The sequence below is a fragment of the Domibacillus aminovorans genome (genome assembly GCF_001643235.1).
Classification (GTDB): domain Bacteria; phylum Bacillota; class Bacilli; order Bacillales; family Domibacillaceae; genus Domibacillus; species Domibacillus aminovorans.
Map to the genome: position 1 here is coordinate 1 of NZ_LQWY01000067.1, position 12,164 is coordinate 12,164.

10 protein-coding genes are annotated in these 12,164 nt (G+C 40.3%); 3 read left to right on the forward strand and 7 right to left on the reverse strand.

Annotated elements, in window-relative coordinates; all coding sequences use genetic code 11:
- Positions 1-147: 147 nt before the first annotated feature.
- The 7 genes from AWH49_RS15830 to dnaA all read right to left on the reverse strand — a co-directional run bounded on the left by AWH49_RS15830 (position 148) and on the right by dnaA (position 10,133).
- Positions 148-1,230, reverse strand: a complete 1,083-nt coding sequence (locus tag AWH49_RS15830; protein ID WP_063966521.1) for an HD-GYP domain-containing protein — start codon at positions 1,228-1,230, stop codon at positions 148-150.
- A gap of 105 nt (positions 1,231-1,335) precedes the next feature.
- Entirely contained in the window at positions 1,336-3,807 is a 2,472-nt protein-coding gene (gene gyrA, locus AWH49_RS15835; RefSeq protein WP_063966522.1) for a DNA gyrase subunit A, read from the reverse strand.
- Positions 3,808-4,006: 199 nt separating this feature from the next.
- Entirely contained in the window at positions 4,007-5,926 is a 1,920-nt protein-coding gene (gene gyrB, locus AWH49_RS15840; protein WP_063966788.1) for a DNA topoisomerase (ATP-hydrolyzing) subunit B, read from the reverse strand.
- Between the two features lie 38 nt (positions 5,927-5,964).
- Positions 5,965-7,083, reverse strand: coding sequence for a DNA replication/repair protein RecF (recF, locus tag AWH49_RS15845; protein ID WP_063966523.1), 1,119 nt, complete (start codon positions 7,081-7,083; stop codon positions 5,965-5,967).
- 26 nt (positions 7,084-7,109) lie between these two features.
- Positions 7,110-7,349, reverse strand: a complete 240-nt coding sequence (gene yaaA, locus AWH49_RS15850; RefSeq protein ID WP_018395058.1) for a S4 domain-containing protein YaaA — start codon at positions 7,347-7,349, stop codon at positions 7,110-7,112.
- A 107-nt stretch (positions 7,350-7,456) separates the two neighbouring features.
- A complete protein-coding gene (gene dnaN / locus AWH49_RS15855; protein ID WP_018395057.1) occupies positions 7,457-8,593 on the reverse strand; it encodes a DNA polymerase III subunit beta in 1,137 nt (378 codons plus the stop codon).
- A 190-nt stretch (positions 8,594-8,783) separates the two neighbouring features.
- A complete protein-coding gene (dnaA, locus tag AWH49_RS15860; RefSeq protein WP_018395056.1) occupies positions 8,784-10,133 on the reverse strand; it encodes a chromosomal replication initiator protein DnaA in 1,350 nt (449 codons plus the stop codon).
- A gap of 585 nt (positions 10,134-10,718) precedes the next feature.
- Between dnaA and rpmH the strand changes: the two genes are divergently transcribed.
- The 3 genes from rpmH (at position 10,719) to spoIIIJ (ending at position 12,067) form a co-directional block, all read left to right on the forward strand.
- The gene (rpmH, locus tag AWH49_RS15865; protein ID WP_018395055.1) at positions 10,719-10,853 is read left to right on the forward strand and encodes a 50S ribosomal protein L34; all 135 of its coding nucleotides are present in this window, start codon (positions 10,719-10,721) and stop codon (positions 10,851-10,853) included.
- 72 nt (positions 10,854-10,925) lie between these two features.
- Positions 10,926-11,261, forward strand: coding sequence for a ribonuclease P protein component (rnpA, locus tag AWH49_RS15870; RefSeq protein WP_018395054.1), 336 nt, complete (start codon positions 10,926-10,928; stop codon positions 11,259-11,261).
- Positions 11,262-11,317: 56 nt separating this feature from the next.
- Positions 11,318-12,067: a YidC family membrane integrase SpoIIIJ gene (gene spoIIIJ, locus AWH49_RS15875; RefSeq protein ID WP_063966524.1), complete on the forward strand. Its 750-nt coding sequence runs from the start codon at positions 11,318-11,320 to the stop codon at positions 12,065-12,067.
- The last annotated feature ends 97 nt before the right edge of the window (positions 12,068-12,164 follow it).

Sequence of the window (12,164 nt, forward strand, 5' to 3'; positions counted from 1 at the left end):
CGTTGACGTTTTTATTGATTTTGTTCAGTTTTCAATGTTCAATTTGTTTATTTCTCGCCGTCATCATCAGGCGACTTAAATAATATACCACGGTTATATATAGAGAGCAAGTCTTTTTTAATAATAAATTAATAAAAACAGCCACTTTTATTTTAATGACTGTTTCCCTATCACTTTTTCAATATGTAAATCTCTTCTTTTCAACATGTCAATGACCTCTCCATTAGGTAATTGAATGAGCGGTCTCGTTCGATACATTTGATGAACAAACAACACTTTTCCTTCATTGCCATCCGATAACTCAACTATTGTCCCCGGTACTAAATTAGCTACAATTGAAAATAGTGCGTTCATAATAGGAAGATCGAATTTCCCGAATAAATCTTCTTGAATAAACTCAACCGCTTTAAAAACAGACCGTCTATCTTGAAACAATCTGTCTGTTGTTAACGCATGGTATGTATCAGCAATTCCTACAATCTGCGCAATTGGATGTATTTTATTCCCCTTTGCTCCCGTTGGATAACCCGACCCGTCTATGCGTTCATGATGTTGATAAATAGCAAGTTTTACTTCAGGCTTTAACAGCTTTAACTCTTTCACCATACTGTAACTGGAAATTGGGTGATTTTGAATATCTTTATATTCTTGCTCCGTCAGGGCAGTTGTTTTATTTAAAAGAGAAGAATTAATTTTGGACATGCCGGAATCAGCAAGAACACCGGTTAAAGCTACCTGCACAATCATTCCTTTTTCATAATTCATTTTTTGCGCGATCATTCCACACAAAATGCCAAGCGATGCTGTGTGATGAAATAAATACTCTTCCTTTTTTGAAAAAGAAGAAATTCTATACAACTGTTCTGGATTTTCAAGTACATATTTTAGAAGCGGTAAAATGATCGTTCTTATCCTCGCAATTTCTACATTCATTCCTGATTGCCATTTATGAAACTCTTCTTTTATTCCTTTAAATGTTTTATAGTACTGCTGCTCCAACATATCAATGTTTGGACTGAACTCATTTAGTGAGGCAGCAAAATAAATAGACGAAAGAGGATTTTCTTCTGGAGGAACAACATCAACAAATTTAATGGAGAATACTTTTAAAAATCGGATGTGCTGTTCAGTCAAAATAGTTCCTTTTAAAATGATAGGGTGATCAGTGCTGGCAAGCACCGCTTCATTAACATGCCATCCCTGCTGCAGATCTTCTACTTTCACAAACATATACCTTGCCCCTTTATTGAGTCTTTATACCCAATTATAATAAACATTATACTTAATTGATAGACAAAAAAGCACAGGTATGTTGAAATCCCTGTGCTTGATTCATTATTCTTCTATTTCTTCTATCTCTGTTTCGATCACTTCTTCGTCTTCCTTTTCTACTTTCGCTACAGTCGCAACTGTTTCTTCATTGCCAAGACGAATGAGTTTGACCCCTTGCGTACTACGGCCAGTAATGGAAATACCGCCGATATCCATTCGGATCATGACGCCGCCCATTGTGATCAGCATGAGATCCTCTTCACCTGTCACAGTTTTCACAGCAATCATCGGGCCGTTCTTTTCTGTAATATTGCACGTTTTTAATCCTTTACCACCACGCGTTTGAATACGATAATCCGATTCATGCGTTAGTTTGCCATATCCGTTTTCAGTGACGATTAAAATATACTCATTGTCTTCAACAAGCTCCATACCAACTGCATGATCGTCATCTGACAACCTGATTCCTCTTACACCTGTTGATGTTCTACCCATCGAGCGGACATTATCTTCTGGAAAACGAATGAGCATTCCTTGCTTTGTTCCTATGACGATATGTTTTTGACCGTCTGTTAATCTAACTGATATGAGTTCATCATCTTCACGAATATTAAGCGCAATTAAACCGTTTGTACGAATATTGGCATAATCCATAAGCGGCGTGCGTTTCACGATTCCTTGCTTCGTTGCAAAAAACAAAAACGCATCTTCTGTAAGCTTCTCAACAAATAGCATCGAATTGACCCATTCATCCTGCTCGACACCGAGTAAGTTTACAAGTGGAATACCTTTTGCTGTTCGGCTATACTCAGGAATTTGATACCCTTTTAGACGGTACACTTTCCCTTTGTTTGTGAAAAAGAGAATCGTATCGTGTGTCGACGTTGTTAACAATTGCTCCACAAAGTCATTTTCATTCGTACCCATCCCTTGAATACCACGTCCACCCCGGCGCTGACTTCGGTACGTTGAAACAGGCAGACGTTTAATATAGCCTTTATGCGTTAATGTAACGATAATTTTTTCGACTGGAATTAAATCTTCGTCCATTATATCACCTGGTGCACCATCGGTAATTTCTGTGCGGCGCTTATCGTTAAATCGCTCTTTAACCTCAGCCAACTCTTCGCGGATAATTTCCAGTATTTTTTCTTCATCTGCTAATATTGCTTTTAACTCAGTAATAATAGCCATCAAACTTTGATACTCTTCTTCAATTTTTTCACGTTCAAGCCCGGTCAACCTCTGAAGACGCATATCGAGAATAGCCTGTGCTTGCTTTTCTGACAAACCAAATTGTTCGATTAATCCTGCTCGTGCAAGATCTGCTGTCTGCGAACCGCGGATAAGTGAGATAATGCGATCGATATGGTCAAGCGCGATACGGAGCCCCTCTAAAATGTGGGCACGTGCTTCCGCTTTATTCAACTCAAACTGTGTACGACGGCGAATGATCTCTTGCTGGTGAGCAAGATAATAAGTCAAGCATTCTTTTAAGCTAAGTACTTTAGGATGACCATCTACGAGTGCCAGCATGTTAATACCAAAACTCGTTTGCATCGCTGTATATTTATATAAATTATTTAAAACGACACTTGCATTCGCATCACGGCGTATTTCCATCACAATCCGCATGCCTTCGCGGTCAGATTCATCACGAAGATCAGTAATGCCATCAATTTTTTTATCGCGGACTAATTCTGCAATCCGCTCGATTAGTTTTGCTTTGTTTACTTGATATGGAATTTCATGAACGACAATCGTTTCTTTTCCATTTGCTTTTTCTTCAATTTCGGTCCGCGCACGTAAAATAATAGAACCACGCCCTGTTTCATACGCGCGGCGAATACCGCTCCTACCCATTAAAATACCAGCCGTTGGGAAATCAGGGCCAGGTATGTATTCCATTAATTCAAGTACGGTCAACTCCGGATTTTTACTGATTGCAAGAAGCGCATCGATTACTTCGCCAAGCTGGTGTGGTGGAATATTGGTTGCCATCCCGACGGCTATACCAGATGCACCGTTCACAAGCAGATTTGGAAAACGCGCTGGCAAAACGATCGGTTCACGTTCAGAACCATCATAGTTATCTTTGTAATCAATTGTATCTTTATTCAAATCACGTGTAATTTCCATCGCAATTTTTGACATACGTGCTTCTGTGTAACGCATAGCCGCCGCTGCATCCCCGTCGACAGACCCGAAGTTTCCGTGTCCATCCACGAGCATATAGCGATAGTTAAAGTCCTGCGCCATGCGTACCATCGTTTCATAAACAGCCGAATCACCGTGTGGGTGATACTTACCAATAACATCCCCGACGATCCGTGCTGATTTTTTGTACGCTTTATCAGCGGTCATACCGAGGTCATTCATTGCATATAAAATGCGGCGGTGCACAGGTTTCAAGCCGTCACGCACGTCTGGAAGCGCTCTGGAAACGATAACGCTCATCGCATAATCTAAAAATGAAGAACGCATTTCTTGACTTATATTAATCTCTTTTACATTCGAGCGTGGCGTATCAGCCATGTAAAAATCCTCCCTTTTAAAAAAGTGGGAGCGCCCGCATTAACGGGCGCCATTTTAATTTATCCCGCATTAACAAGCAGTAAGGCCCCACGAAAAAGAAAGATAAGCGGGGTTCAACTGCCCGTAAATGCCCGATTGTTTCGGACTTGGGTCACAAAGGTATCGAGACAGAATGTCGTGCTCTTAACCTTTGTTCTGTTTATATATCAAGATTTTTAACATAACGTGCATTATCTTCAATAAATTGGCGGCGCGGTTCGACTTTATCACCCATTAAAATTTCAAACGTTTCATCCGCTTCCATTGCATCTTTTAATGTTACCTGAAGCAATGTACGCCACTCAGGATCCATCGTCGTTTCCCATAACTGAGTCGGATTCATTTCACCAAGACCTTTATATCGTTGCAATATCGGTTTGGCAGTAGTAGGGAGTGACCCCATCACTTCGTTAAGCTCATGATCATTATAAGCATAACGAATGTGCTTTCCTTGCTGCACCTTGTATAATGGCGGCTGTGCAATGTATACGTAACCTGCTTCAATTAACGGACGCATGTAGCGGAAAAAGAAAGTTAAAAGCAGTGTTCGGATATGCGCACCGTCGACATCGGCATCCGTCATAATAACTAATTTATGATATCTCGCTTTTGATAGATCAAATTCTTCGCTAATTCCTGTACCGAGCGCTGTGATCATCGCGCGCACTTCATTATTTGACAATATTTTATCAAGACGAGCTTTTTCAACGTTCAAGATCTTCCCACGCAGCGGCAAAATCGCCTGAAAGTGACGATCACGGCCTTGTTTTGCAGATCCACCAGCCGAGTCACCTTCTACAATGTACAATTCACTGATTTTCGGGTCACGCGATGAACAGTCTGCAAGTTTCCCTGGAAGACTAGATATTTCAAGTGCGCTTTTACGCCTCGTTAATTCACGTGCTTTCTTCGCAGCTAAACGAGCGCGTGCTGCCATCGTGCCTTTTTCAACAATTTTACGCGCGGTATTCGGATTTTCAAGCATGAATGATTCAAAACGACCTGCAAAAACAGAGTCCGTTACCGTACGTACTTCCGAGTTGCCTAGCTTCGTTTTTGTCTGCCCTTCAAATTGCGGATCTGGATGTTTGATCGAAACAATGGCTATTAGTCCTTCACGGACATCTTCACCGGATAAGTTTGTATCAATGTCTTTCACTAAGCCATTTTTGCGGGCATAGTCATTCACAACACGTGTCAGTGCCGTTTTGAAGCCGACTTCATGTGTTCCGCCTTCATGCGTATTAATGTTGTTCGCAAATGAATAAATATTACCGACATAGCCGTCATTGTACTGAAAAGCTACTTCGACTTGGATGCCTTCCCGCTCACCTTCCATGAAGATTGCTTCTTCATGAAGCACTTCTTTCGAACGGTTTAAATGCTCCACATATGATTTAATTCCACCTTCGTAGTGGAACTCATTTTGTCTTCCTTCTTCCCGTTTATCTTCCAGTGTAATTTTAAGTCCACGATTTAAGTACGCTAGCTCGCGCAAACGCTGTGTAAGTATATCGTAGTCATATTCGAGTGTTTCGGTGAAGATTTCAGGATCTGGACTGAAATGAATATGCGTACCAGTAATGTCCGTCTCTCCAACCACTTTTAAGTCTTCTTGTGGAACACCTTTCTTAAAAGCCATGTAGTGAATTTTTTCATCGCGATGTACATATACTTCAAGGATCATTGATAGTGCGTTTACAACAGATGCTCCAACACCGTGAAGTCCACCTGATACTTTATAGCCGCCGCCGCCGAATTTACCGCCTGCGTGCAGAACAGTTAAAATGACTTCAACAGCTGGACGGCCCATTTTTTCTTGATTATCAACTGGAATACCTCGTCCGTTATCTTTTACGGTTATGCTGTTATCTTCTTCAATGATGACATTGATTTCTGTACAGAAGCCGGCAAGTGCTTCATCAATACTATTATCGACGATTTCCCAGACGAGGTGGTGAAGACCTCTTGCACTCGTCGAACCGATATACATACCCGGACGTTTTCTAACGGCTTCGAGTCCTTCAAGCACCTGTATTTGATTAGCGTCATAGGAAGGTGTCGTATTTTGTTGGTCCATTGTCAAATCCAGTCACCTTCTCCTTCAATAAATTGATATTACTTTATTTGTGTAATCGCTCCGTCTGTCACATTGTAAGCGGAAGCGGCGTTTAATGTATCGTGCTCAATGCCATCCGTGTTCGTCGTCGTCACAAATGTCTGTACTTTTCCATGAATCGTATTAAGCAAATGCGACTGACGGTAATCATCGAGTTCAGATAACACATCGTCAAGCAATAAAATCGGATATTCACCGATTTCCGATTGTATTAATTCAATTTCAGCAAGCTTGACAGCAAGCGCTGTCGTACGCTGCTGCCCTTGTGAGCCGAATGTTTGAATGTTTTTCTCGTTCACATAAAAAAGAAGATCGTCTCGATGCGGTCCAGTCAATGTTACCCCACGATCCACCTCTTTTTTGCGCCCTTTTTGAAACAATTCTTCAAGAATGGACTGCATCTGTTCATCACTGTGCTCCTGTGAGATCCCCGCAGCCGGTTCATATAAAATAGTAAGTGACTCAATACCACGTGAAATGCCTGAGTGGAGCGGTCCCGCCCATTTTTGAAGCATACGAATAAATTCAAAACGCTTCTTCATCACTTTTACAGCTAGTTCAATCAGCTGATCTGTAAGTACATCAAGCATCGTATAATCAGATGCTCGTTTCGTCTGAAGCTGCTTTAAATAATGATTCCGCTGCTGCAGCACTTTATGATAAAGACTTAAATCATGTAAATAAACAGGCGATACCTGTCCAATTTCCATATCAATAAAACGTCTTCTTACCTGTGGACTGCCTTTCACAAGCGTCAAGTCTTCCGGTGCAAACATAACGACGTTCATATTACCGATATACTGGCTCAAGCGCGTCTGTTCAAGATGATTCACTTTTGCTTTCTTCCCTTTTTTTGAAATGATTAGTTCAAGTGGGAGCGACTGGTGTTTTTTTTGCACTCGCCCTTTTATTTTAGCATACTCCGCTTCCCAGCGAATTAAATCTTTATCATTCGACGTCCGATGCGACTTAGCCATCGCCAGCACGTAAATAGATTCGATCACATTTGTTTTCCCTTGTGCATTTTCACCGATGATGACATTAACAGTATCATCAAATTCAATGAGCATCGATTCGTAATTACGATATTGTTCCAGAGCCAGTTGTTCAATGTGCATGTGTGCATAACACCTTTCGCTGACAGTTAATCGATCTCTTCCTCTGATCCAAATGCCACTTCATACACGCCGTCCCCTGGAATTTCCACACGGTCTCCTTCCCGCAGCTTCCGTCCTCTGCGGTTATCTTCTTCGCCGTTTATATACACATCATGTTCACTTAAAAACCATTTTGCCATGCCGCCCGTTTGAATCACGCCGGCAAGCTTCAAAAATTGACCGAGCGTAATAAAATCCGTATCAATCCCTACTTTTTTTGTTGTCATCTTTTCTATTCCTCCGTTCAAAAAGCCAATACTTTAATTTTACTAAATAATCGCCGCAAATACAAAAAAAAGCAGAGCCTTCATGCTCCGCTTTTCAATTGGATTTATCAATACGTACGAACAGGCAAAATTAATTGTAATGTCGAGTCATCATGAAGCGGCCGAATGACGAATGGACGCATCGCACCTGTAAACTGAATATCAATTTCGGTTCCTTCAAGAGCTTTCAGTGCATCCATCATATATTTCGCACTGAATGAAATTTTTAATTCTTCGCCTTCTGTTGAAATACTGTTCACTTGCTCGGTTACCTTTCCAATTTCAGGAGAATTAGACGAAATTTCAATTGCTCCCTCTTCACTGCTGCTCATTTTCACAACGTTATTTCGCCCTTCACGCGCTAAAAGTGAGGCACGATCTATAGCTTGTAAATATTCTTTTGTATTCAGTTCCATTTTCGTTTTGTACTCATCCGGAATAAGGCGGCTCGTGTCCGGATAATTGCCCTCAAGTAAACGTGAGAAAAATAGTACATGTTTTGAACGGAAAAGCACTTGATTATCCGTCATAACAATTTCAACCGGCTCATTCGTATCATCCAAAATTTTGCTTAGTTCCGTTAAACTTTTCCCCGGAATGACGACATTGTACTCCCCCTCTGGCAGCCCTTCTGCTGACGTTTTACGCATAGCAAGACGATGACTGTCTGTTGCAGTACAAATAAGTGTTCCATTTTCAATCTCCCAGTTGACACCCGTCAAAATTGGACGTGTTTCAGAAGTTGATACAGCAAAAACGGTTTGACGAATTAATGTTTTGACAAGATCGGCTGGCAATTTAAACACATTTTCAACATCGATTTGTGGCAAATGAGGATATTCATCTGCATCCTGTCCATTCAAACTGAATTCAGCATGCCCTGAACGAATGATTGTTTGAAACGATACGGTTGTTTCAAACTCGATTGTCGATGCAGGCAGTTTACGGACGATTTCACTAAAGAATCGTGCATTTAATACAATGCCACCTGTTTCTTCAACGACAGCAATCGATGTTTCTCCTTCATCTTTTGGAATGAACGATTCAATCGAAATATCAGAGTCACTCCCTGTCAACGTAATACCGTCATCGGAAGCGTGAATCTTAATACCTGTCAAAATGGGAATTGTCGTCCTGGAACTGACAGCTTTTAATACATCTTGCACACCTTGAGCAAGGCGATCTTTTTGAATGGAAAATTTCATATTTATCCCTCCATCAGTATATTTGAATAATTTTTATTAGGAAACTCATTCTTTATTTATATATTAATAAAATAATAGTCGTAGTAGTAGGGCTTGTTGATTTGTGGATAACTATGCAAAAACGAAATAAAGACAGTCTATCCACATGTGGACAGACTGTTGATAATCGTCCCTGATTGTTCACAAGTTATTAAGCTTTTAAAATGGATATGATTTCTTTTACTTTATCTTGAAGCATCGGATCTGTGTCGAGCAATTTTGATATTTTCTCGTGTGCATGAATGACTGTTGTATGATCTCGTCCACCAAACTCTTCACCAATTTTAGGCAGTGAAAAATCTGTTAGTTCACGTGACAAATACATCGCGATTTGTCGTGGGAAAGCTACCATTTTTGTTCGTTTTTTCGCTTTGAAATCTTCTAGACGGATCTCGTATTGTTCGCCAACTACCCGTTGGATATCCGGGATTGTTACTACTTTTGGTTTCGCTCCTGGAATAATACTTTTCAATGCTTCTGCAGCTACACTTGCATTTACTTCTTTGCTGATCATTGAAGAATAGGCGACAACGCGGATGAGTGCTCCTTCGAGTTCACGAATATTTGTATCAATTTGATTGGCGATATAAAGCATTACTTCATTGGGCACGTCCAAGTTTTCAGCACGCGCCTTTTTACGTAAAATGGCAATTCTCGTTTCTAAATCTGGCGGCGTAATGTCCGTGATGAGCCCCCATTCAAAACGTGAACGGAGCCGGTCTTCAAGTGTTGGAATTTCTTTTGGCGGCCGGTCGCTTGAGATGATGATTTGCTTGCTTTCTTCGTGCAGCGTATTAAACGTATGGAAAAATTCCTCTTGTGTTTGTTCTTTCCCAGCTAAAAATTGAATATCATCAATAAGTAGCACGTCTACACCCCGGTACTTATTTCGAAATTCTACGGCTTTATTGTCACGGATCGAGTTAATAAATTCGTTTGTGAACTTTTCTGATGATAAATAAACAACTTTTGCACCGGGATTATGCTCAATCACATAATGGCCGATTGCATGCATTAAGTGTGTTTTTCCTAGCCCGACACCACCATAAATAAAGAGTGGATTATAGGCTTTTGCAGGCGCTTCTGCAACAGCAAGGGAAGCGGCATGGGCAAAACGGTTACCTGATCCGATAACGAATGTATCAAATGTATATTTGGGATTCAGCATGCTTTGAATGGTATCCTGCCCGTTGCCTTTTTGATTTTTAGGTTCTGTTGTATGTTTTGGAGGCACATATGCATCGAAATCATGGACATCCGGAGAAATAAAGTAAACATCGAGCTTTTCGCCCGTTAAATCGCCGATGATATCGGACATAAGATGTGTGTAATGGCCTTCGAGCCAGTCCCTATTAAAAAAATTGGGGGCAGCAACAACAATAGCATTCTCGTGAAGAGAATGAGCTTTTGTTGACTTCACCCATGTGTCGTAGCTTGGTTTGCTTATTCTCGTTTGAATGCTCTCAAGTACTTTGTTCCAGAGATCATCAATATTTTCCATGTGGCACCTTCTTTCTCGTTCCTAGCATATCTTGTTTAATAATTGTACAACATAAATAGGGATGAATTCATAATTATACATGACAATGATTGTGAATAAATATATAATAGGATGAAAGTAGTTTTTCGACAAAATCCACAAACTGTAGATAAAGTTGAAAACAACTTGTATATAGTTTTTCCACAAATTATCCACAACTGTGGATAATTTGTGTCTGTAAATATGTTATCCAGAGTGAAAACAAAATAATGATAGCAGAAATAATGAGTAGTTGCAATGATTGGAATGGATTATCCACAGGATGAAAAGTGGTGTTTAAAACATTGTCCACAGGGTGAGGACTTGTGAAGAATGGAAAGAAGAAGTTGTGGATAATCAAAAGTGCTGTCGAATACTGTCCACAATGCCAGACCATTCAACAAAATATGCATACTGCATAATTGAATTCCACAGAGAAAAGACAGTAAAATAAAGTAGATCAAACCTGTTTTTAAAATTCAGTTGACAGGATGGACCTACGTACTTATAATTGAAAAAGACTGTTTTGAAAATATGAATTTGAAAACCTCAGGGAGGTGTTTTAATATGAAAAGAACGTTCCAGCCTAACAGACGTAAAAGAAGCAAAGTTCATGGTTTCCGCACACGTATGAGCTCTAAAAATGGCCGCCGCGTTATCGCGAGCCGCCGTGCAAAAGGCAGAAAAGTACTATCTGCATAAGACCACTGACCATTTCAGTGGTCTTTTTTTCTAAAGTCATTGTGCGAATGAAAGAAGCAGCAGGTGTTATAGATGAAAAAATCATTTCGAATAAAAAAAAATGACGATTTTCAAATGGTCTTCAGTAAAGGAAAATCGTTTGCAAATCGCCAGTTTGTTGTTTATATGCATGAGAAAAAACAGAATGTACCATTCCGAATCGGCCTGTCGGTCAGTAAAAAAGTTGGCAACGCCGTTGTGCGCAATCGGATTAAGCGATACATAAGACAAAGTTTCATGGATCTAAAGACAGATGTCTCGCCAGGCTATGAGTTCATTATCATAGCGAGAAAACCGGCCGCGGATATGACGTGCAACGAAGTGAAAAGCAGTCTTATGCATGTGCTAAAACTGGCGAAAGCGCTGTAAGGAAACAATTGAATAAGCAAAATAAAGAGTAAGCTAATGACAGGGGGCGTAACAGTTTGAATAAAAAAACGCTTTCAATCCTGATTCTAGCTCTTTTTTCTGTATTGCTTGCTGGCTGTACAGAAGTCAATCAGGAAATTACAGCGAACAGTGAGGGGTTTTGGAATGAGTATATTATTTACCCGCTCTCACTATTTATTACGAAAACGGCTGAAGTAGTCGGAGGATATGGCTTAGCCATCGTCGTCGTAACGATCATCATTCGGATCGTTATTTTGCCACTTATGATCAAGCAGACAAAAAGTGCCAAAGCAATGCAGCTGCTGCAGCCTGAAATGGCAAAGCTTAAAGAAAAATACAAGTCAAAAGATGCACAAACACAGCAACAACTGCAGCAGGAAACGATGGCACTGTTTCAAACACACGGTGTCAATCCAGTTGCGGGCTGTTTACCGCTTATCGTTCAAATGCCGATTATTATCGGTCTTTATCAGGCTATTATGAGAACAGGCGAAATTAAAAATCATACATTTCTCTGGTTTGATCTCGGTTCACCCGACATTATTTTGTCGATTCTTGCAGGTGTCTTTACATTTTTCCAGCAAAAATTGATGATGGCTGGAACAGCGAATCAAAACCCGCAGATGGCAATGATGCTCTGGCTTATGCCGGTTATGATTATCGTCTTCGGAATCACACTCCCAGCCGCGCTTTCATTATACTGGGTTGTCGGTAGTATTTTTATGATTGTTCAAACGCTCATTATTAATGGGCCGAACAAACCAAAAGACCCGTCCATTACGTAACAAAAGACATTGTCTCTTTAGGCAATGTCTTTTTGTTATATAGAAAAAGGGGTATTGTTCCTTTTGTTGTTGGTTCTTTTTTGAAGTTATCAACATG

What these genes read in the sequence shown, in the direction of transcription:
- AWH49_RS15830 (WP_063966521.1), bottom strand. Translation starts at nt 1,230, where the DNA reads ATGTTTGTGAAAGTAGAAGATCTGCAGCAGGGATGGCATGTTAATGAA.
- gyrA (WP_063966522.1), bottom strand. Translation starts at nt 3,807, where the DNA reads ATGGCTGATACGCCACGCTCGAATGTAAAAGAGATTAATATAAGTCAA.
- gyrB (WP_063966788.1), bottom strand. Translation starts at nt 5,926, where the DNA reads ATGGACCAACAAAATACGACACCTTCCTATGACGCTAATCAAATACAG.
- recF (WP_063966523.1), bottom strand. Translation starts at nt 7,083, where the DNA reads ATGCACATTGAACAACTGGCTCTGGAACAATATCGTAATTACGAATCG.
- yaaA (WP_018395058.1), bottom strand. Translation starts at nt 7,349, where the DNA reads ATGACAACAAAAAAAGTAGGGATTGATACGGATTTTATTACGCTCGGT.
- dnaN (WP_018395057.1), bottom strand. Translation starts at nt 8,593, where the DNA reads ATGAAATTTTCCATTCAAAAAGATCGCCTTGCTCAAGGTGTGCAAGAT.
- dnaA (WP_018395056.1), bottom strand. Translation starts at nt 10,133, where the DNA reads ATGGAAAATATTGATGATCTCTGGAACAAAGTACTTGAGAGCATTCAA.
- rpmH (WP_018395055.1), top strand. Translation starts at nt 10,719, where the DNA reads ATGAAAAGAACGTTCCAGCCTAACAGACGTAAAAGAAGCAAAGTTCAT.
- rnpA (WP_018395054.1), top strand. Translation starts at nt 10,926, where the DNA reads ATGAAAAAATCATTTCGAATAAAAAAAAATGACGATTTTCAAATGGTC.